Genomic DNA, 20,834 nt, shown 5'->3' on the forward strand with positions numbered 1-20,834 from the left:
GGCGGAGTGGACGGGACTCGAACCCGCGACCCCCGGCGTGACAGGCCGGTATTCTAACCGACTGAACTACCACTCCTGTGTCGGTGCTTGCTGCCGGCAATGCACATGTCCTTGCGATGGAGAGTGGTGGGTGCTGAGGACGCCTTGCAAGGGAATCAAATTTCCTTACAAATCATAAGCCTACAACGCCTGCCAACCTTCCCTTGCCGACCGTGCCCTGCTGCAAGAGGCCGAACTATAGCTTGTGTTCATCATCTGCGCAATACCCGGATGACTCAATCTTGTACCCTCGGCTGCCAATTCCGCCTGCACGCTCAGGCGCACATGCGCGCCTGGAGCGCCATCAGTTCGTGCTTGACGACCTTGCCCGTGGCATTGGTCGGCAGGGCCGCCATGAAGGCCACGGAACGCGGCACCTTATAGTTTGCCAGGCGGGCTTTGCACCATTCCAGCAATGCCTCCCCGCTCATGCTCTCGCCGTCGCGCAACACCACGAAGGCGCGGCCAACCTCGCCCAGGCGCGCATCGGGTACGCCGACCACCGCGACCTGCGCCACCGCTGGATGCGTGCCAATCAGGTGCTCGATTTCCGCGGGATAGCAGTTGAAGCCGCCGACGATGAACATTTCCTTGAGCCGGCCGGTGATACACAGGTTTCCGGCGGCGTCGAGGCTGCCGATGTCGCCTGTATGCAGCCACCCCGCGTCGTCGATGGCCTCGCGTGTGGCGGCCTCGTCGTCGAAGTACCCACGCATGACGTTGTAGCCGCGGATCCACACTTCGCCTGGCTCACCGGCGGCGACGTCGTTTCCTTCAGCGTCTACGCAGCGAATCTCCACACCGGCGAGCGCACGCCCGCTCGTGTTGGCGATAGTCTGCAGCGCGTCGCCGAGCCGGCAGACCGTCGCCAGGCCGCAGCACTCGGTCAGTCCGTAAGCAGTGAGCACCACGTCAAAACCGAGCACCTTGCGCATGCGCCGGATCAGCTCTGGCGCGATCGACGCCGCCCCCGTGACCGCCACGCGCAGCGATGACAAGTCGTATGCATCCAGCCGCGGATGGGCAAGCAAGCTCAGGTAGAGCGTGGGCGAGCCCGGCAGGAAGCTGACGCGGTACCGCTCGATGCGAGCGAGCACGGTTTCGGCGTCGAACTGCGCCAGCGGCAGGATGGTGGCGCCGCGAAGCAGGGCCGCGAGCCAGCCGGCCTTGTAGCCGAAGGCATGGAAGAAGGGATTGATGATCAGGTAACGGTCGCCGGCGCGCAAGCCGACGATGTCCGACCAGTCGGAGAAGGCACGCAGATTCTGCCCGTGCGTGGTGATCACGCCCTTGGGCCGCCCCGTGGTGCCGGAGGTGTAAAGCAGGTCGGACGGACTGTCCGGTGTCAGCGCGCCGATGCGCGCGTCAAGCATGGCCTCGGGTGTGTCTTCGGCGCGGGCGAGGAAAGCCTCCCAAGACAAAGCGCCTTCGCGTTCGCCGCGCAGAATGACGCGGTGGCGCAAGGCCGGCAGCGCAAGCCCACGCAGCATCTCGGGATAGTCGACGCCAAGGAATTCGCCGATGCAGATCAGCACCCGCGCACCGCTACGCCCGAGAATGTCTGCGGCCTCCCCGCCCTTGAGCCGGGTGTTAAGCGGTACCAGCACGCCGCCGGCCATCTGGATGCCGAGCGCAGCGACGATCCACTCGTGCAGGTTAGGCGCCCAGACGGCAACTCGCTCGCCGGGCGCTACGCCCAGCGCCATCAACGCACGCCCTGCGACTCGCGCCGTCTCGTGCAGCGCGCCATAGCGCAAGGACAGGCCGTCTTCCTGGATGGCCACCGCATCCGCGCGCAGCCGCGCCGCGTGTGCCACGGCATTGGGTATGGTTGAAATCGGTGCGAGGCAGTCGCTCACGGTTGCAAGCCTCCCTGGGGAACGATCTGGCCACTCGCGGCAAGCTCCGCGGCGGCCGGGTAGTCGGTGTAGCCACGCGCTCCCGGCGTATACAGCAGCGTGCGGTCGAACGCGGCCAGCGGCGCACCGTGCCGCAGGCGCGCAGGCAGGTCGGGATTGGCGATGAAATGGCGGGCGAACGAGACCGCCTCGCCGACGCCGCCGGCCACTGCACGCACGGCGCTCGCGCCGTCGAAACCGTCATTGACGATGACCGCACCGCCGAAATGCCGACGGGCCAGCGCAAATGCATCGAGCGCAGGATCCGGCGAGCGGCTCACGTGCAGGTAGGCCAGCCCGATCGGCGCCACGGCATCGAGCAGCGCGCTGTACGTGGCGGTGGGATCGTCATCGTGCATGTCGTTATACGGGTTGCCGGGACAGATACGCAGGCCCACGCGCCCGGTCCCGATCGCTTCAGCGATGGCCTCGAGCGTCTCCACGACGAAGCGCAGCCGCGCCATCAGCGAGCCGCCGTAGCCGTCGGTGCGCTGATTGGTGCAAGGAAGCAGGAATTGCATCGGCAGGTAGCCGCTGCTGCAATGCAGCTCGACGCCGTCAAATCCGGCGGCCAGCGCATTGACGGCGGCCTGGCTGTACTCCTCGATCACGGCCGTGACTTCATGTGCGGCCAGCGCGCGGGGCACCTCCATCCCGACCAGGCCGTGGCCGTCGGCATAGATGGTGCCGCGCGCGCGGATCGCCGACGGCGCCACCGTCCGGGCGTCTGGCGCCTTGTTATGGCGCGTCGCCACGCGCCCGACGTGCATCAGTTGCAGCACCATCGCCGCGCCCTGGCTGCGCACGGAACCTGACACGTCGCGCCAGGCGTCGATCTGCGCGGTGGTCTCGATGCCCGGCGTGCGGCAGTACCCTTTGCCATGCCGGCTAGGGTAAGTGCCCTCCGCGATAATCAGCCCGGCGCCCGCGCGCTGCGCGTAGTACGCCTGGTGCAGGCCGGTGGGCAGGTCGCCCGCGCCGGCGCGGCTGCGCGTCATCGGCGCCATCACGATGCGATTGGCGAGTGCAATGTCGCCGAGCTGCAGTGGCTCAAACAGGCTTGCGCTCATCTTGATGATCCCTTGATCGGTTTCGGCATGGCGTCAGCGCGTGCGGACCTTGGGAAGTGCCGAACCGCGACGCATCGTCTCGAGAAAGCGATCCAGCGGTACCGGCTCGGCGACGCCGGGCAGCGCCTCATTCGGCTTGGCGTTCCAGAACGCTTTCCACGAGGGCCACAGTGCATGCCAGGAACCCTCGTAGGGCTCACGGCCCGGCCAGCGCATCTTCTTGTCGCCGATAGGCGGCTTGTTCAGGTCGCTCGCATACAGATAACATGGAAGGCGGCGCCGGAAATACCAGCGGCCGTCAATGCGCTCGTAGTCGTCCCAGTAGAGCATTTGCATGATGACCCATTCGGGGCCGGTCTCATGCTCGTTCTTCGAATACACCACGCCGCTCGCATGGTCCGCATCCTGGAACTCGATGATGTGTCCGCCGATATGGTGCGAGGTCACCGTGAACTGGTTGCGCAGGGTCTCGTCTATCCAGCGCCGCAAGTGCTCGCGGCCCACCTGGTCCTTGCCCACCGCCACGTCCTCGGGAAACAGGCTGGTCCAGGCATCGAGGTCGCGCATGTCGAGCGCCAGCGCATACTTGGCCGGCAGCATGCGGATTTCGTTGACCGACTCGAGTCGATCGAGTCGGGCCTGCATCGATTCCATGTCTGCTGTCATTTGCCTCTCCTTGCTCATTCAGTAGGGTGCGCTCAGCTTGCCTGCGGCGCGGCGCGCCGCTCGGCTGACGTCTCCGACACGTAGTCGGTTGCGCCCACGTCGAGCCGGCAGGTCTTGCCGCCATCGACTACCAGGCTCTGCCCGGTGATATACGAAGCCTCGTCCGACGCCAGGAACAGGATGGCGCCAGCCACCTCGTGCGGTTCGCCCACGCGCCCCAGCGGCACCGCGCGTGCGGTACCGCTGGCGACCTCCTCGCTGGCAAGCGCTTCGCGCGTGCCCTCGCTCCAGACCACACCGGGAATCACCACGTTGACGCGCACATTGCGGGCTGCGCCCTCGAGCGCCACGGCGCGGCTGAAGTTGAGCACGCCCGCCTTGGCCGCGCCATAGGCCGACAGCCCCGGACTGCCAAGCAGGCCCGCCACCGAACCCAGGTTGACGATGGCGCCGCCGCCGGCCGCCTTCATCACGCGCAGCGCCGCGCGCGTGCCGAAGAAGGCGACGTCCAGGCTACCGGTCAGGCATTGCCGCCAGGCTTGCGTGCTGACCTCGTCGAGCACGCCCCAGGTATAGTTGACCGCGTTATTGACCATGACATGCAGGCCGCCGAACTGTGCGACGGTCTGGGCCACCGCCCGCTCCACATCCGCCTCGTTGGTGACATCGGCCTGAATCCACGCGGCCTCGCCGCCGCGCGACCGGATCTCCTCGGCCACGGCGCGCAGCGGCGCCTCGCGCCGCCCGCACAGCATCACCCTCGCCCCTTCGGCCGCGAAGCGCGCAGCCGTGGCAGCGCCGATCCCCGTGCCAGCGCCACTGATCAGCGCCACCTTGTCTTGCAAACGTCCCGTTACTCGCATGCTGCTCTCCCTCTTGTCCTTCCATCGAGGCAGGACAACGACCCGAACACGTCGCCGTCGCGCCTGCGCCGTTAAATCATTGCCATGCCGCCGCTGACTGACAGCGTCTGGCCCGTCATCTGCATGCCGTCTCCGCTCACCAGGAACAGTGCCGCCGCCGCGATCTCTTCCGGCTCGGCCATGCGCCCCAGCGGGATCGCGCGCTCCAGGCTGCGTGCCCATTCCTCGCTGATGGACTGCATCATCGGCGTGCGCGTGGGCCCCGGGCAGATCGCGTTGACGCGGATGCCACGCGGGCCCAGGTCGCGCGCCAGGCAGCGGGTGAGGCCGAGCACGGCCGCCTTTGACGCGCAATAGCTGAGAGGCCCTTCGCCGCTCAGCGCCGAGACGCTGGCGATATTGACAATGGCGCCGCCCACCCCCGCGCGCGTCATCAGCCGCACCGCCTCGCGCGAGCAGTAAAACGTGCCGTTGAGATTCACATCCACCACGCGCTGCCAGCCGGCATCGTTGAGGTCGACGATCATGTCGGTATAGACCGTGGGCGTCTCGCCGGCTGCCAGCTGCCGCCCGCGCTCGGCCACGCGCACCTGGTAGTGCTCGAAGCCGTCTCCCGGCACCTGGCCGATGCCCGCGTTGTTGACCAGGATGTCGAGCCGCCCCCAGCGCATCGCGACCTCCTCGTGCAGCCGCCCCACCGCCGCACTGTCCGCGACGTCGCAGCCACGCGCCATGCCGTGCGCCTCGCCGCCGATCGTGTCGAGCGTCGCTTGCGCGGCGCCGTCGTCGCGGTCCACCACGACCACCGCCGCACCCTCGGCCGCAAAGCGCTCGGCCATGGCCCGCCCCATGCCGGACCCGGCGCCGGTGACCAGTGCCACTTTTCCTTCCAGTCGCATGACGCTCTCCTTCATCAGATCAGGTGCAGCTTGCTCGCCGCCTCCGGCGGCACGGCATCGAGCGTGCGCCAGGCGCCGTCGCGCCGCTCGAAGACCTTCTTGCGGTCAAGGTCAGCGGGCAGGTCGGCTACATCGGTGTAGAACTGGCGGTACCACTCGCGTAGCTGATAGACCGGACCATCGGCGTCGCTGAGCACGGGCCGGTCGACGCGGATCTTGTTGTGCCAGATCTCCACGTCCTGGAAGAAGGAGGCTTGCGCCTGCTCTACATACGCCTGCGCCATCTCCTGGTTCTGTTCCTCCGACTGCCCCGGCACCTTCTTGACCATGACGCCGTAGCGCAGCTCAAAGCTCTGCGAGTCGATCGGCACGTGGCAATTGAGCAGGATGGTGTCAAGGGGCTTGCCGTCCACCTCCGCCGTCATGCGCGTTACGTGGTAGGCGGGCCCGAAGTACGCGCTGTCCGCAACCAGACCCCGGCCAAGTAACTCGCTCTCCTCGCCGCGGAACATCTGGTAGCCGATGTGGCGGTCGAACGTATTGCAGAAATAGACGGCTGGTGAGCCGTGCACCGGCCCGAAATGGGCGACGTCCGCCAGGTTATCGACAAGCTCCCGGCAATGGGTGCCGATCACCATCTTGCGGATCGTCCACCCGGTCCACTCACCGGTGAAGCACGCGCTGATGCGCGGTACCGCCACCGCGGGCGGCGGCGGCGCGCTCTCGGGATCGTGCCAGATGAACAGCAGGTGGTTCTGCTCGCAGACAGACCACGCACGTGTGCGCGCCTTGGGCGGAATGCGGCTGGCGCACGGCACATGCTCGCACGCGCCGTCGCCATTCCAGTGCCAGCCATGAAAGCGGCACACGATGGCGTTGCCCTTCACTTCGCCGAGAGCCAGGTCCGCGCCCATGTGCGGGCACCACGCATCGAGGATGCGGATGCCCCCGTCCTCGCCGGTGAACGCGACCAGGCGCGTACCGAAGATGTCGAGCCGATGTGGCTTGCCGTCCTTGTAGTCCGAAGCTTGCCCAAGGCAATGCCAACCGCGGGCGTAGCGGGTGGGCTGCGGGGCTGTCTGCAGGAACTGCTGCGCTTCCATGTCTCCTCCGTGGTGACTGTTTGCTCATGGCCTTATTCTTCTGGCCGGGCCACTTCACGGGCATGGTCCTGACGGACTAGATTCAACCGTTTCTGGAGCGACATGGAGCGTCCGTGCGCGAATCTAGTCTGTTGGGACTATTTCCCTCCGCACGACAGGCGTCCCCCGCACGGCGCCCGGGGAAAACACCCACTACCAGCGCATGGAGAAGCAGATACTATCTCCAGCCGATCGCCGGTCGCCGACGGCCGGGCTGGCGCAATGCCCCCGCCGCATTGCGCCGCAGATTTGAGAGAGCACCGATGACAAGCCTTCAATGGATCGACGCACAGCTACCTGGCCGGCCCGCACTCGGCATTGACGAGATCAGCGATCTGATCGGGCTGGTGTACGACGGCCCGCTGCTTGATATCCCATGGCAGTCGCTGCTGGATGCGCTGCGACACCTGCTGGCCGCCAACTACGTGACCCTGGTGCTACGCCCGCCGTCCAATACGTCGCCGGGGCTGATGATCACTTCCAGCGCGGTGGATACCACCGTCGGAACGGGCGCCTACGCGCAGCACTTCTATGCCATCGACCCTTTCGTCAACCTGCCCAACGCACAAGTCCTGACCGTGCATGAATTGATTGGCGAGGCCAGGTGGTTAGAGAGCGAGATCTATCGATTCTTCAACAAGCCCTACGACGTGCTTGAAATCATGGGCGTAGACATCCGCGCCGAGCATGGTGTGGAGTGCCGCTTGCGAATCTGCCGCCCACATGGCAGCGACCGCTTCTCCGAGGCCGACAAAGCGCTGTGCCGGCGCATCGTGCCGCACCTGGAGCGCGCGGTACGTATCCACGCCAACCTCAACACGACCGAGTCGGAGCGGCGCTTCTACGCCGGCACGGTAGACAGGTTGCTGATCGGCTCGGTGATCCTGGACGACACCGGCCAGGTCCTTACCACAAATGGCATGGCCGACGCCTTGCTGGCGGAAAAGGATGGTCTGGTGATTTGCAACGGCCAGTTGATGGCCGACTCGGCGCAGGAAAACCGCAAGCTGCAGGCTCTGGTCCGCCAGGCCATCGCCTTGCGAGACTCGGAGCAGCCCGGCATCCCGCTCGGGCTGTCGGTGCCGCGCAAGGGCGACCGCGCCCGGCTGGGACTGCTGGTGCGTTCCATCGCCTCGCAGAAGTGGTCCGAGCGTCCGCGCCAGCCCGCGGTGGCGGTCTTTATCCGCGACCCCGATCAAAAGGCACTGGGGTCGGCCGAACTACTGCGCAATATGTTCGATTTCACCCGGACGGAGGCGTCGCTCGTACTGTTGCTGACCCAGGGCCGGTCACTGGACGAAGCGGCGCAGGAACTCGACATCCGCCGCAATACCGCGCGCGCGCATTTGCGTGCCGTGTTCTCCAAGACTGGGGTGACCCGCCAGGCGGCGCTGGTACAAACCGTCCTGCACAGCATCATTCCGCTCGATTGAGGTGAATACGACGTGCCGACGCCACTCAGCGAGCTGACGGCACGATGAGCAGACGCATCGCCCCGGCCGCAGGGTGCCATGGCGGAAAATCGTCTCGGGCGCGGTTGTTTTGGTCCATTTGGACTATGTCGCATCCTGCGTGACAGGAAACAATGCGCATATCAGCCGCGTCTACCGCGGCTGCGCCAACAACATGACATCCGGGAGAGACATCCAGTGACGATCCAACACCCTGCCACCGGCGATTTTCGCGTGGCCCTCAACACGCCGGCCAGTGCGGTCGTGGTTACCGGTGGCGCGTCCGGCATTGGCGAGGCTTGCGCGGCGGCCTTGGCCGCGGTAAACCGGCCGGTCGCCATCTGGGATATCCAGGAGGACAAGGCGCGTGCCGTCGCCGCGGCGCTCGCCGAACGTTATGACGTGCCCACCTTCGGGCTCGGCATCGACCTGCGCGCCCCCGCCGGCCTGGAACACGCGCTGGTCCGCACCCGCGCCGCCCTGCCGGCGCTGGGCGGCATGGTGCATGCTGCCGGCGTGGTGGACCAGAGCGGGATCGACGGCCTTACACAGGCGCGCTGGGACGCGGTGCTTGATGTCAACCTGCGCGCCATGGCCCTGCTGGTGCAAGCCATGCTGCCTGACCTGCGCGCGCAACCTGGCGCGGCAGTCGTCGGCATCGCGTCGATCAATGCCACGCTGGGCAACGCCCTGATTCCGGCTTACTCCGCCTCCAAGGGCGGCCTGCTCTCGCTGGTGCGCTCGCTCGCGGACAGCCTGGGCCGCGACGGCATCCGCATCAACGCCGTCTCTCCCGGACAGATCCACACACCGATGCTTCAACCTGCCATCGATGCCCTGCCCGAAGGCACCTTCGAGCGACGCATCCAGCTGGGCCGCCTCGGCACCCCCGCGGAGATCGGGCGAGTGGTCCGTTTCCTTCTGTCGGACGAGGCCAGCTACGTCACCGGCACCGAGCTCATCGTCGACGGCGGCAACATTCCTTCGCAGCGCTGAATCGGAGCGCCCTGTCCTGTGGCTGCTGGGCCGTTCTCATACTGGGTCGCCATCCTCCGGCCGGACGTCCAGCCCTGGTTCTTCCGTCAGCCTTTCGACGCTCGAGGCTCACCGCGGGACGCCCTATGCAGTCCTGGCCCGTTCTGCAAGCAGCTTCAGCAGCCGTGCCTCGTCGGCACGCAGGCGGCTGACGATGGCGACGCGCGCGCAGTCCTGCAATCCGTCGTCGATGAAGGCCTCGATCACCGCCGGATGGACATAGCACTTGCGGCACACCGCCACGGTGTTGCGCAGGCGCTGGGCCACTGACTTGATGACCTCGGCCACGCACTTCCTGCGCGCTGCTTCGCCGTCCGCGCCGGCCGCGCGCAGCAGCGCGAGCGCATGCACGCTGCCCGCCCAGGTGCGGAAGTCCTTGGCAGTGAAGTCGCCGCCGGTCGCCTGTTGCAGGTAGGCGTTGACGTCGGCGGATCCGACCTCGCGGATCTCGCCGTCGCTGTCGCGATACTTGAACAGGCACTGGCCTGGCAGGTCGGCACAATTGCGCACGATGCGGGCCAGGCGCGGATCGTTGACCGATACGTCGTGGGTGATGCCGCTCTTGCCAGTGAACTGGAAACGCAGCCGGCTGCCGCGCACGGTGACATGGCGGCGGCGCAGCGTGGTGAGGCCGTAGGTGCGGTTCTGCCGCGCATATTGCGGACTACCCACGCGCACAAGCGTGGCGTCGAGCAGTTGCACCACCGCCGCGACCACTTTTTCGCGCGGCATGCCGTTGCGGCGCAGGTCGCGCGCGACGCGCGCCCGCAAGCGGGGCAGTACGCTGCCGAAGGCCGGCAACCGCGCGTATTTGTCCGAATCGCGCTGCGCGCTCCACTCAGGGTGGTAGACATACTGCTTGCGGCCGCGCGCATCGCGCCCGGTCGCCTGCAGGTGGCCCGCAGGGTTCGCACAGATCCACACTTCCTCGTAGGCAGGAGGAATCGCCAGCGCAGCAATGCGTGCCAGCGTGGCGGCATCGTCCACGCGCTTGCCGTTGGCGTCGATGTAGGCAAAGCCGCCGCCCTGACGGCGGCGCCCGATGCCCGGCATACTGTCATCGACATAACGCAACCCGGCCTCGCGCAATACCGTACGCAACGCTTTGTCGGCACCATTAGTCGGGAGGGCACTATCCAAGGCTGGGTCTCTTTCCGGGGCTGCCAGCGCGCCGTCCGGGTCTTCCGGCGCTTTATGCGTGCGGGCCACAGTGGCCTTGCCCGCGCTGCGCCTGTTCGTGGTAATGGCAAATGCGAGCCAGCGCCCAGTCGGCAGCGGCTTCGCGTACGGCGTTACGCGTCCCCGGAAAGCGCCGCGTTTCCGTGAACGCGGCAATACCCCCGGTGCTCCGCAGCACATCACGCGCCGCATGGCCGTGGCGGCGGAACACCCAGGCAAAGCACTGCGTGCCCGCCGGGATATCGCCATCGCCGCCATCATCGGCGACGCCGGTGTTGGCGATCGCGAGGTCGGCGCCGGTCATCTCCATGGCGCCCAGCGCCATCGCCAGCGAGACCGCCTCGCTGGTCAGTCCGTGTTGCCTGATGGTCTCAGGCGGCACGTGCAGCAACTGTTCCTTGGCCGAGGGCGAATACGCCACGATGGCGCAGTGCAAGACATCTCCGCAACCCGGCACCTCGGCGATGCGCGAGGCGATCAGCCCCGCGGTACAGGACTCCGCCGTGACCACATGCAAATGGTGGCGCAGCAAATAGCGCGCAATGCTGCCGTTGTCGCTGCCGTTTTCCCCAAGCGTCATCGCTGCGCCTCCGACGCCTGCACAGACACTCCGTTGCTGCGCGAGACAGCATGCGTGGCCGGTGCTGCGGGTACGCGGCCGTCGCCGCCGCGGCCCTTCACGAACGTCACCTTGCCGTCGCGCTCCAGCACCACCCGGGTAAGGTCGTCGAAGCTGTCGGTCTGAAGTGTCGCACGCAGGTTGGCCTTGAGGTCCTCCTCGGTCAGCATTGCGTGGCTCACGCGCTCCCGGTCCAGTTCCCCCTCGCGCAGCAGGTCCAGCGCGTGGCCGCCAGTGGCGCGGTCGAATGCCGGAGAACGGCTCGACAGCCAGCCCACCACCCGGTGCAGAAGCACCAATGCCAGCCCGGCGGAAAACGCCACCGCGAACGAAGTGGCCCCGACCACGGCGCGCGACAACACCGCGCCCAGCAGCAACATGATGCACAGGTCGAACGATGTCTTTTGCGCGAAGGCCCGCCTGCCGGCCAACCGCAGCATCGCCCAGGTGCCGGCGAAGATGATGGCGGCACGCACGGCGCCTTGCCACCACGCCAGGTCGTCACCTTCGCCCACGAGCTTGCGCATCGCATCGACGATCACTTCCACGCTGTCCATGTCGGCGTCCGCAGTCGATTTCCTGACTGGTTCCGCAAGTTCCGCGCCAGGCTCACGACACTGGGCCGTGCTGCCGTGCACGTCCCATATGCGCTCATTCGCGCGGGAATGCGGGGAAATCGTACGTGCAGTGCCGGGCCAGGCCTGAAAAAACTGCGCAGAGCGCGCGCAACATCGGGAGCGAATAGCGCTTATCTGTGGGACGCCGGAAAACACCGGCCGGGAGCGCCATGCCGAGCAACGGCGGAACAGCAATTTAGCGCGCGGCTCGGCCGGAGGGAGATGAAAATACCAACAAAAAAGGACTTAGATCGCTCTAAGTCCTTGATTTTGTTAGTCAAGCGTGGTGGGTGCTGAGGGGTTCGAACCCCCGACCTACGCCTTGTAAGGGATTAGACTTTCCTTACAAATCATGGGCCTGTAGCATCCACCAGCCTCGCCATACCGGCTGAGGCTGTGCAGGGAGACCGAAGTATAGCGGCACTAATTTGTATGCGCAACTGCATTTGCTTTCGGGCTTGAATACCCCGCGCCAGAGCCCAAACTAGGCGGCACCCCTACAATATATATAGGCCATGTTCGATTACTACGAGCCACCCTCGGAAGGACTGAAGCAGTACGCGGCCGAGCTATATGCACGACGAGCCGACGCCGCCATCGTGCCGCGGGTCAATGTCGATGCTGGCGCCTGGATGCCGATCGCAAACGAGTGCCACGACAACTGCGATACATGGTGTGCGGAGCATCCGGACTACGAGGTCGTCAGGGGCTGGCTCTATTTCCACCTGACCGGGCTTTCGTTCTGCCGCTTCGTTTCGCACTCCATCGTGCGGCGGATCGAGGATGGCGCCCTGATGGATATCACCCCATCCGCGGCGCAGCCGTACCCGTTTCTCCCCGCCCTGCTGAGCGAGCAGGAGTACGCCGAGGCGGCGGCTGTCCTGCAGGTCGTCCATGGGAATGGCAATCTTGACTTTGAGCGGTAATTGCCGGGCTTCCACCGGCGCCGCAGCCCTGCGCGTTGGCGCGCGCGGGGCGCTCGGCACGCATCCAGACGCTGACGCGCTGCGTGCCACGGTTCTCGGACCATCTCAACCCGGGCCCGCGCCAGGATGAATCACGCACCCACATTTCCGCCTGGGCGCCCCGGTGAGACTCCGGGCATGATCGGCGGGGTCTACTCGGTACGGCGAAGCTGCTCGTAAAACTCCTGCCAGCCTATTACCTGCTCACGCCACCGGCGGCATTCGCCGTAGTTGGCTGCGACAGCTTCGGCCGCGGCAGAGGCGACAACATCCGAGGCTTCTCCGTCAGACTCGGCGGCGGCTCCGGCAGGCTCACCAGCGGCGGCGGCGTCGTGCACGCGGACAAAGCCACGAGGCACAGGGAAACGGCGATCAGTCTCGGCAGAGACATAGACAGGCACCTCCTTCACGATCGCCTCGGCCTTCTCGCGGACGATCTGGATGCGGTCGCGATACTGGATCTCGACCTTCGTGACAATGCGCTCCCGGCCCTGCTGGATCTGCGCCGCCTTGGCGGCCTGCTCAGCAACGTAGGCCGAGAACTTCGCGCCCTCGATACGCTCCCCGTCCAGGCGGCCAAGCAGGTACAGCGCCAGCGACGCGGCGGCCAGGACTGCCCACTTGACCCAAGGCGGGAGAACGATGTCGCGCAGCATCAGGTGTTCGTGATGACGGCGATCTTGTGGCCCGGCGTGACGCTGAAGACTTCCGGGACATTGGCGGCGAGGCGCAACTTTGTGGCCGTAGCGACCGGCGCCGTGCCGACGTCGATCGAGCAGACCGCATCGGCGATCACGCGCACGTAGCGCGTGGCCCCGCCAAGTGCGTTGGACAGGACGCTGCCGGCGCCAATGGCGACGGTCTGCTGCGCCACTGGCGGCAGCGGCAATGCCTCGGAGATGTTGCCGGCGTGGCCCTGTGTGCGGCCTTCGAATTCGGAAATGTAGAGGTTTGCCACGTGGGCTCCTTAGGTCGAAACGCGGTTGGAGATCCAGCCGAAGACGAACGCTTCTTGCGTCGCGTCACGCTCGGCGATCTCGATGTACTTGGCGCCCTGCAGGCAATTCAGCATGGTCAGCAGCACGCGGTGCCCGGCGATGCCGCGCTTCGCGATGAAGGCGGACAGGGCCAACACGGTCATCGGGCCGACCGATCCATCCGGCAGCAGGTCCGCGAAGTCCTTGCCCTGGCGGTTCAGGACATTCAGGCTGCGCTGCAGGAACAGGCCGGCGGTGGCCGTGCCGCAGTTCACGCCGGTGTCGAACATCTCCAGCGCAACAGCCTCCGAAACCGCTGCGACGCCGTCGAGACGGTTGACGTCCCAGTACCGGCGCCGGTAGATCGCCTTCGCGCAGTCGACGGGCATACCCTTCATCACACCCTGATACCCGTTAGCGCGCGCGACGCGCTCGGTGATGCCCCACATCGTGGGTCCGCCGCGGTCTGCTGGGTTGTCGGAGAAACCGCCTTCCAGGCCGACGGTATGTTCGAATGCTTTGTCGAATGCGTTCATGCCTGTGAGCATAGGCATACACGGCTCGGCCGAGAGATTTTTGACGGACGATGCATTTCGAGCCAAAATCAATCCACGTCAACTAACTAAATCAGGGTCGATATGCAGAAGAAAATCGTAGGGGCGCTAGTGGCCGGGCTGGTGTTGAGCGCATGCGGCGCAACCCCGATCGTCATGCGGAACCCGAAAACGGAACAGGTCGTAGTCTGCGATGGCGGCGCCCGCGCGCGCGAAGTGGGAACAGGCCAAATGGCAGCCGATAGCTGCGCCCAACAGCTTCAGGCCGCCGGCTGGGTGCGAGCCGACGGCACAAAATGAAGCTTCACTTCTGACCTGACAGGATCCGGCGCATGACTTTCATGCGTCGGTCCTCGAGCTCGTTCAGCATTTCGCGCTGCTCGGCGTCCGGCTTGTTGTCCGTCTCGATGCGCTTCCGGGCTTTGTTCAGATTGAGCAACGCCTTCTCGGCAGCATCGAATTCGCCCATGCGCTTCTTGCCGGCTGCCAGGTCTCCGTCGCCAAGGTCAGTCAGCACGCGTACCATTCCCTCGCGATTCCCGTCTTTGGCGTAGCGCTTGGCCTGGCCGACGGTCTGTTTCAGCTTCTTGGTCTCCTCGTAGAAGGCGCGCTCCTGCGCACGCTCCTCCGGCGCCTCGCCATAGAACCGCGACAGCGCGGGGATCTGCGATGCTTCGACCTTCTTCCCCTTGCTGGTATCGCTCGCGGTGGTGACAGCCTTATCGGCCGTCTGCGTGATTCCGGGGAAAAGGTAGCTGGTGAACATCAGGCGCAACACTTCCGGCGGCACATCGATCGCGCCAGGCTTCACGCTGTCGCCGCCCGTGACGTCGTTCAGCAGCTTCGATGCCGCCTTCCACTGATCGCCAGTCGAGCGGAATGCGCGGTCGTAGGCCGGGCCGGTGTAGCTGCGATCGTCGCCCTCCCGGTAGACCGGCCCACCGTTGAAGCTCTTGTTCTCCGCGGCCTGCGCCAGCGGCTTCACCACAGACGGCAGCAGGAACTGCGAGAGCGAGCCGGGCGAACCCATCGGGTTGAAGGCGTCCAGCGCGACGCGCGTCATGCTGGCGCCCTTGTCCAGCACGCCACCGCCCTTCTTGAAGATCATCTCGGACATGAGCCGGCCAGCGTTGACCATGACGTGTGGGCCGATTGGCAGCGGCACCTTCACGTACTTTCCGGATGGCGTCATGAAGATCCAGTTCCGCTCCTTTTCGAAGTCGGGGATCTCGTCGTACTTCTTCTTTCCGGTCTCGTCGTCATCGCCGCCGACGGCGCGGTTCACCGCGTCCATGACGAAGCCCATCGCAACCAGCCCGCCCGCCACCGCCTGGGCCCGGCGGTTCTTCGCCAGCGCGCCGAGGAAGCGTGCATTGCCCTGCAGGTTGGCATTGAAGAACATATACAGCGAGTTGGCGAACACGGTCTGCGAGCCGCGGCGGTTAAAGTTGACCGTGATGTTCTTCGCGAGGCTGGCCGCCTGCCGGTTGGTCAGGCCGGCGTCGCGCCCCGTCTGGTAAACCGCCAGGCGCACGCCGTTCTCCACGATGTTGTTGTAGTCGTCGATCATCTCGACCAGCGAGCGTGCCAAGCGCCGCGGGTCGGCCGCGCCCTGCTTCATGTCCTCGACCTGCTTCTCGAGGTCGGCCATGCGGTCCGCTGGGCTTTCGAACGGCTTCACGTAGCCGGTCTCGGAACCATCTTCCTTGAACTGGCGCGCGTACTCGGCCCACTGGCCGCCGCCGTCTCCGCGCACGATCTTCCAGTACCCCGCCATGGCCTTCGGAATGCTCGTGAGCACCTTTGCCTCTTGCCCCGCGATCGGCGTGTTCTGGAGGTTGAAGGCTGCGCCCTGCACGTCCCGCGCGAAGTTCGTGATCCAGAACAGCGGGTTGCGCGCAGTAATCCACTGAGACAGATAGCGCGTCACCTTGCCGAATGCCTCGATCGCCCACGGCAACTGGGGGGCGTCCATGCTCTGCATTGCCTCGGCGAGCCGCATGGCGCGCTCGTTGCGCTCGTTGAACACGATGAAATGCTCGACACCGTTCTCCTTCACGGTCAGGACGTTGTCCTTCGCCTTGAAGTTCGGATCGTCGGCGAGCTCCACGAGACCGGTATCCGGGTTGATGCGGCGCTTCTTCGGCGGCTGGTCGACGCGCCAGAATCCGTCATGCGGGAATTCCCGGGCCAGGTCGAGCAGCGACCGCGCGACTTTCGCCTTCTCCGCGCGCTGGATCGTGGTCTGCGCCTGCGCGATCACATTTGCGACGATGTCCTGCTGGATGGCCGCCTTCGCGATGTTGCTGTCGGACTGCCCTAGCGAGCGCTGCGACTCCGCGCCGCGCACGTCGAAGCCGCCCACCTTGCGGCGGCCGTGGTTGGGCATGTCCTGCATCAAGGGGACGTAGTTCTTATATGCGGACTCCCATGCATCCACCACCTCGCGCTGCTCGAGCCCGGACGACACGATACGCCGGCGCGATTCCTTCGTGATGGCGTCGACCATTGCGGCGACGCGTTCGAGCTTCTCGGTTTTGCCTTCGTTGCGGAAGGCGCCAAGAATGCCGGCGGCCTCGGCATTGCTCATGCCGGACAGCGCCTGGTTGTGGCGACGGTGCGGGTTGACCTTGGCGAGCTGCTCGTTGCGCTCCGGCGCGTGGCGCGCGTACAGATAGCGGTTCACCTCGGACAGCGTCAGCCCCGACTCGTGCACGGCCTTCAGCAGCGGCGCGACGCGGCGCTCGACCAGATCATCGACCTGCGCGGATACCCGGCCGTGATACAGCTCCTCGTTCAGGTATGTGTCGGCCCGCTCGCGAATGGTGTTGCCGGCGCCGCGGATGGCGTCCTGCACGCGCTTCAGGTCGATTTTGTTGTCCTGCAGCGCGCGGACGATGTTGTCCCACAGGCCCGGATCCGGCACCTCGAAAGACTGGCGCGGACCGAAGTTCAATTCGTCCTGGCTGTAATCGGTGCGATCGCGTGCAGAGAACGCCGTACCCGTCTCTTCCGAGCGCGCCAAGCCTTTATTGCGCAGGTAGTCCTGCGTCTCGCGTAGCAGCTGCGAGATTTCGGCGTCCGTGATATCGCCCTTGGCGAAACCGACCCTCCGAAGGAACTGGCGGATCGCGTCCAGCACGCGGCGCACAATGCTGTTGTGCACGCCGCTCTCAGCCATGACGGCGATGATCTCGCGCGCGCGGCGATCCGCAGTGAGCCCGGGCTGTGTGCGGTCCACCTGGGCCGCCGCTTGCAGAATGGCGCGGTTCCCTTCCCGCTCTGCGGCAATCACCCGCCGCTCGAGGCGGACCATCTCAGCCACGCCGACCATGTTCTGCAGCCCGTAGTGGCCGATCAGCTCGTGCCGCGCCACCTCAACCGCACGTTCCGGCGATTCCAGATTCGAGGCGATCAGGGCCACCCGGTTGGCGCGGCTGTCCCAAAAACCCTCTACGCCGTCGGCACCCTCGCGCTCGGCCTGATCGCGCACGTAGCTCGGCGCCTGGTCCAGGCTTTCATAGACATCGACGTCGTGGCCGTATGTGTCGGCGGCGATCGCCTCGCGGACGGCTTCGGCAGAAATGCCACGGCCGGAACCTCGGGACATCCCACTATCTGGATTTGGCGCTACAATAGAACTGTCATCCGCTCCCGGTGGGCTGCCACTCTTTGAAGTGTCCCGCTGCGTATCGGCTGCACCGGTTTCGGCTGGGCGGCTCGAATCGGAGGCCACGAATCCAGCCCCCGCGTTGATCCGGGCGAGTGTAGGGTCATCGCGCGTAGGACGTTGTGCTTCATTCCCGGCCGGCGTCGCACCTGGGTTCACCCCCTTTCCTTGATCGGGATACGCTTCGTAACCCGTCATCAGCCAGCCGTTACCGCCCTCGCGCCGAATCAACACCGCGACATGCTTGCCGTAACGGACCTTCACGGACTTCGACTTGCCGGCCTCGCGCTGGCCGATAGTCTCGCCCCGGGCAATCGCTTCCACGACCTCGTCGGTCAGCATGCGCTTCACGTCGGCAGCCGACATGCCATCCTTCGCCATCCGACCGCGGATGATGTGGGCGAGGCCGCGCTTCGCGTCACCGTAAACGAAGTCGATCCAGCCAAGATCGTTCCGGAACATGGCGCGGTGCACATCGCGCTGTTCTGCAATGGCTTGGTGCATCGCGGCGGTGCCGCGGCGAATGTTGGCATCGACCGACTTCATTGCCGATCGAGAGAACAGTGCTTCTTGCCCGCGCGCGGCAGCCTGGTCGGCGTCGCGGTCACTGCCCGTCAGAACGAAGTCATCGCGCCCGGCGTCGGCCTGCGCGCGGCGATCATCCTCGCGGCGCTGGCGTGCCTCGTCGGCGCGCTGCTGCTCCTCGCGCTTGGTGCGCGCGCGAGCTTCGTCTACGGTTTCGGAGCGGAGGGCAAAGTCAGCGGCTCGTTCTCCTGCGCCATCCGCTGCTTGCGCTTCTCGATCAACTTCTGCGCCGACTCCATCACTTCCTTCTTCATCTCGGGCGACAGTTTCCCGAGCGCCTGGCTGATCTGCTGCTGCCTCTGCGGCGGCAGCGCTGGCGACGTCTTCTTCGGCGGTTGGGCTTTGGGCATTGTCGGCCTCGCTGATGCTATGTAGGAATGCCGAGACGGCTTCATCCTCGGCAGGGCTTCCGAGAATGGCGTCGAGCGCATCCATTTGTTCGTCGGTGAAGTTGCTGGCGCCGGCCGCTTCGAGATCCTGCTGATTCAGGTATTCCTCGTACTCGGCCGCCTGGCGTTCGCGCAGTGCCTGCTCCCAACCCTGCGGAGTATAGTGCTTCTCGCCACGCAGCTCCGAGTCGAAAAGCTCCTCGAGCTCGCGCGTGTCGTGCTTGCCATGTTCATCGCGCGACAGATAGCCATGCTCGGCCAGTGCCTCGCCCATTGCGTCGATGGACATGCCGCCGCCAGTGGCAACGCGCTTGATGCCGGCACCGAACAGGCCCTTCAGTTCCGCAGGGTCGACGCCCCACTTGCTGACGACCTCGTCGCGGCTGATGCCGCCGAGCTTCGCGATTGCTGCGAACATGCTGTCGCGCTCGGCGTCCACGCTGCTCTGATTCTGCGCCAGGCGCTTCGCATTGGCGACCTGCTTTTCGCTGGCCGGCTGGAATCGCACAACGAACCCACCGCCGCCGCGCGCGACGCGCCAGCCCGGGCCAGCGTTCTTTGCCTCGGCTTTCGCCTGCGCCTGCGTAGCGAATGGCCTGCCCGTGGTGGCCACCACGTCGCCGGGCCGCAAGCCTTCCGTCGGCTGCGTGAGCTGCATCGCCTTGTCGGACAGCATCGCCGGCTGATTCACTGCCTGCTGATCCTGCGCGGCGGCCGCGACCTGGGCCGCCTGCAGGTTCTGAGTAGCAGTCTGCTGCGGCACTGGTTGCGGGGTCGGGACCGGATCGGGCGCGCCGACCGGGACCTGTTGGCGGGCGCCCGGCTGCTCCGGGACGGCGGCGACGACCGGTGCGGTCTCTGGGCGGCCGATGTAATCCGCCTCCGTCCAATCGGACACGGGGCGCTGCTGCATGCCCTGCACGGCGCGGACCTCCTGCTCGATCGGCTCGGCCACCACGTCGGCCGGCTGATTCGGCGCGGTCTGCGGCGTCACGATATCGGCCACGGCCGGCGCAGCTTGCTCCAGCGGCGACGGCACAGCGGGCGGCGTGGCCGGCGCGGGCTCGGCCACGACAGCGGCAGGGGCCTGCGCCAGGGGCACGGCGTCGGGTGCGGATGCGGCCGGCGCTTCACCATCAAGCGGCACGTCGGCAGGCAGTTCGCGAGCCACGCCGGCCGGCGCCTTGAAGAATTCCGCCGCCTTGATCAGCGCCGTCTGCCGCGCGTCTTCAGCGACGGCGCGGTCTTCCGCACGCTGCACAGCACGAACGCCGGAATTGACGCCACCCATGATGCCGCCCTGTGTCAGCGTGGCGATCAACGTTTGGTACGCGGCGTCGGGGCGTTCGCGCAGGTAATCGCCCCACGTCTTGTCCGGTTCCGCGATCGCCTTGTCGATAGCGTCCTGCGCCAGCGTTGCAGCCTGCTCGCCGAGCCCGTCCTTGACCATCCAGTCAGTTACCAGCTTCAGCGCACCAACCTTGCCGAGCTTGCTCACGATCACGCCCATCGGGAGGCGTTCGGTCAGGTACTCGGCGCCGGCATAGCCAGCGGCGCCAAGGCCGGCGGTCATCGGGTCAGCACCAGCCCCGCGATAGACGCCGTATTGCTGCGGCACCAGCGGCGCGACCATAGCTGCCGTAGCAACTGCGGGGCTGCGGGTCGCCAGGCCAGCGGCCACAGCTGGAATTTGTTGCAGCGTGCTCGCCACGCCGCCATAGATACCGGCGGCCGTCGGGCTCTCAAATGCTGGGGTAGTGGCGGCTTCGCGAAGCTGGGCGTCCGCAACTTCCCGGCGCGCGGTTGCCGCCGCATCGGGCGAGCCAACAATATCGGCGACGGAAGCCCGCATGCCCGCGCGCGTCTTCTGCGCACTGGAGTACAGCGCATTGATCAGCCCGGAGACGACGCTACCGGTGGAGGCTTCTGGTCCTTGAATCGGTCCGATCGTGCCGGCCTCGACAGGCCGGGTCAGCCGCTCCTGCCAACGGTCGACGACCGCCTGTGTCGCAGGACTGGGCGGCGCACCGGGCTCGGGCTTCGCCAGTCCCATAACACCGATGTCTGACTTGGGCGAGACGCGCTCTGCCGGCTTCTGCTTCGGCGCCCGATAGACGCCGAATGCTGCCTGACCAGGCGGCAGTTCGGAATCCAGCAGACCGTCGAACTCTTTCACACCGTCCAACTGCCCGGAAAACTCACGAACCGCCATCCTG

General features: G+C 66.1%; 16 protein-coding genes and 1 tRNA gene. 3 read left to right on the forward strand and 14 right to left on the reverse strand.

All coding sequences use genetic code 11. The features are described from left to right. Positions 1-2: 2 nt before the first annotated feature. The 7 genes from AC3WRI_RS07860 to AC3WRI_RS07890 form a co-directional block, all read right to left on the reverse strand. Positions 3-76: transfer RNA gene (locus AC3WRI_RS07860), tRNA-Asp, on the reverse strand. Between the two features lie 238 nt (positions 77-314). Then, complete coding sequence (locus tag AC3WRI_RS07865; protein ID WP_492292998.1) at positions 315-1,898, reverse strand: FadD3 family acyl-CoA ligase; 1,584 nt, start codon at positions 1,896-1,898, stop codon at positions 315-317. Beyond that, complete coding sequence (locus AC3WRI_RS07870; RefSeq protein WP_492293000.1) at positions 1,895-3,007, reverse strand: alkene reductase; 1,113 nt, start codon at positions 3,005-3,007, stop codon at positions 1,895-1,897. Before AC3WRI_RS07870 ends, AC3WRI_RS07865 begins: the two co-directional genes overlap by 4 nt. Before the next feature lie 33 nt (positions 3,008-3,040). Beyond that, positions 3,041-3,673, reverse strand: a complete 633-nt coding sequence (locus AC3WRI_RS07875; RefSeq protein WP_439668783.1) for a nuclear transport factor 2 family protein — start codon at positions 3,671-3,673, stop codon at positions 3,041-3,043. Positions 3,674-3,705: 32 nt separating this feature from the next. Beyond that, positions 3,706-4,536, reverse strand: coding sequence for an SDR family NAD(P)-dependent oxidoreductase (locus AC3WRI_RS07880; protein ID WP_492293002.1), 831 nt, complete (start codon positions 4,534-4,536; stop codon positions 3,706-3,708). Positions 4,537-4,607: 71 nt separating this feature from the next. Next, positions 4,608-5,435 (reverse strand): SDR family NAD(P)-dependent oxidoreductase, encoded by an 828-nt coding sequence (locus AC3WRI_RS07885; protein WP_492293004.1) that lies wholly within the window; start codon positions 5,433-5,435, stop codon positions 4,608-4,610. A gap of 14 nt (positions 5,436-5,449) precedes the next feature. Continuing rightward, positions 5,450-6,538: a 3-ketosteroid-9-alpha-monooxygenase, oxygenase component gene (locus AC3WRI_RS07890; RefSeq protein ID WP_439668776.1), complete on the reverse strand. Its 1,089-nt coding sequence runs from the start codon at positions 6,536-6,538 to the stop codon at positions 5,450-5,452. A 302-nt stretch (positions 6,539-6,840) separates the two neighbouring features. Between AC3WRI_RS07890 and AC3WRI_RS07895 the strand changes: the two genes are divergently transcribed. Continuing rightward, entirely contained in the window at positions 6,841-8,010 is a 1,170-nt protein-coding gene (locus tag AC3WRI_RS07895; RefSeq protein ID WP_492293006.1) for a helix-turn-helix transcriptional regulator, read from the forward strand. A gap of 216 nt (positions 8,011-8,226) precedes the next feature. Next, entirely contained in the window at positions 8,227-9,024 is a 798-nt protein-coding gene (locus tag AC3WRI_RS07900) for an SDR family NAD(P)-dependent oxidoreductase (protein WP_492293008.1), read from the forward strand. 123 nt (positions 9,025-9,147) lie between these two features. Here the strand turns inward: AC3WRI_RS07900 and AC3WRI_RS07905 are convergent, their stop codons facing one another. Genes AC3WRI_RS07905 through AC3WRI_RS07915 form a run of 3 tightly spaced genes read right to left on the reverse strand, consistent with a single transcriptional unit; the run spans position 9,148 to position 11,418 of the window. Then, positions 9,148-10,203, reverse strand: coding sequence for a DNA topoisomerase IB (locus AC3WRI_RS07905; RefSeq protein WP_062804582.1), 1,056 nt, complete (start codon positions 10,201-10,203; stop codon positions 9,148-9,150). A gap of 52 nt (positions 10,204-10,255) precedes the next feature. Then, positions 10,256-10,822 (reverse strand): CinA family protein, encoded by a 567-nt coding sequence (locus AC3WRI_RS07910; RefSeq protein ID WP_010810084.1) that lies wholly within the window; start codon positions 10,820-10,822, stop codon positions 10,256-10,258. Beyond that, positions 10,819-11,418, reverse strand: a complete 600-nt coding sequence (locus AC3WRI_RS07915; protein ID WP_011615110.1) for a DUF421 domain-containing protein — start codon at positions 11,416-11,418, stop codon at positions 10,819-10,821. The genes AC3WRI_RS07910 and AC3WRI_RS07915 overlap by 4 nt, the downstream gene beginning before the upstream one ends. 575 nt (positions 11,419-11,993) lie before the next feature. On the opposite strand from AC3WRI_RS07915, the gene AC3WRI_RS07920 reads away from it, so the two are divergent. Then, positions 11,994-12,404, forward strand: a complete 411-nt coding sequence (locus tag AC3WRI_RS07920; RefSeq protein WP_492293009.1) for a hypothetical protein — start codon at positions 11,994-11,996, stop codon at positions 12,402-12,404. A gap of 191 nt (positions 12,405-12,595) precedes the next feature. On the opposite strand, the gene AC3WRI_RS07925 is transcribed toward AC3WRI_RS07920, so the two are convergent. The 4 genes from AC3WRI_RS07925 to AC3WRI_RS07940 all read right to left on the reverse strand — a co-directional run bounded on the left by AC3WRI_RS07925 (position 12,596) and on the right by AC3WRI_RS07940 (position 20,830). Then, positions 12,596-13,099: a hypothetical protein gene (locus tag AC3WRI_RS07925; RefSeq protein ID WP_492293010.1), complete on the reverse strand. Its 504-nt coding sequence runs from the start codon at positions 13,097-13,099 to the stop codon at positions 12,596-12,598. Continuing rightward, positions 13,099-13,401, reverse strand: a complete 303-nt coding sequence (locus tag AC3WRI_RS07930; protein WP_492293012.1) for a hypothetical protein — start codon at positions 13,399-13,401, stop codon at positions 13,099-13,101. The genes AC3WRI_RS07925 and AC3WRI_RS07930 overlap by 1 nt, the downstream gene beginning before the upstream one ends. A 9-nt stretch (positions 13,402-13,410) precedes the next feature. Further along, positions 13,411-13,956 (reverse strand): glycoside hydrolase family 108 protein, encoded by a 546-nt coding sequence (locus tag AC3WRI_RS07935; RefSeq protein WP_492293014.1) that lies wholly within the window; start codon positions 13,954-13,956, stop codon positions 13,411-13,413. Positions 13,957-14,278: 322 nt separating this feature from the next. Beyond that, complete coding sequence (locus AC3WRI_RS07940) at positions 14,279-20,830, reverse strand: LPD38 domain-containing protein (protein ID WP_492293015.1); 6,552 nt, start codon at positions 20,828-20,830, stop codon at positions 14,279-14,281. Positions 20,831-20,834 lie beyond the last annotated feature (4 nt).

The organism is Cupriavidus sp. FW305-27, assembly GCF_058787995.1.

Bases quoted from the DNA above. Each gene is read 5' to 3' on its own strand.
- AC3WRI_RS07890 (WP_439668776.1), bottom strand. From the start codon at position 6,538: ATGGAAGCGCAGCAGTTCCTGCAGACAGCCCCGCAGCCCACCCGCTAC.
- AC3WRI_RS07880 (WP_492293002.1), bottom strand. From the start codon at position 4,536: ATGCGAGTAACGGGACGTTTGCAAGACAAGGTGGCGCTGATCAGTGGC.
- AC3WRI_RS07885 (WP_492293004.1), bottom strand. From the start codon at position 5,435: ATGCGACTGGAAGGAAAAGTGGCACTGGTCACCGGCGCCGGGTCCGGC.
- AC3WRI_RS07935 (WP_492293014.1), bottom strand. From the start codon at position 13,956: ATGAACGCATTCGACAAAGCATTCGAACATACCGTCGGCCTGGAAGGC.
- AC3WRI_RS07925 (WP_492293010.1), bottom strand. From the start codon at position 13,099: ATGCTGCGCGACATCGTTCTCCCGCCTTGGGTCAAGTGGGCAGTCCTG.
- AC3WRI_RS07940 (WP_492293015.1), bottom strand. From the start codon at position 20,830: ATGGCGGTTCGTGAGTTTTCCGGGCAGTTGGACGGTGTGAAAGAGTTC.
- AC3WRI_RS07920 (WP_492293009.1), top strand. From the start codon at position 11,994: ATGTTCGATTACTACGAGCCACCCTCGGAAGGACTGAAGCAGTACGCG.
- AC3WRI_RS07910 (WP_010810084.1), bottom strand. From the start codon at position 10,822: ATGACGCTTGGGGAAAACGGCAGCGACAACGGCAGCATTGCGCGCTAT.
- AC3WRI_RS07875 (WP_439668783.1), bottom strand. From the start codon at position 3,673: ATGACAGCAGACATGGAATCGATGCAGGCCCGACTCGATCGACTCGAG.
- AC3WRI_RS07895 (WP_492293006.1), top strand. From the start codon at position 6,841: ATGACAAGCCTTCAATGGATCGACGCACAGCTACCTGGCCGGCCCGCA.
- AC3WRI_RS07870 (WP_492293000.1), bottom strand. From the start codon at position 3,007: ATGAGCGCAAGCCTGTTTGAGCCACTGCAGCTCGGCGACATTGCACTC.
- AC3WRI_RS07915 (WP_011615110.1), bottom strand. From the start codon at position 11,418: ATGGACAGCGTGGAAGTGATCGTCGATGCGATGCGCAAGCTCGTGGGC.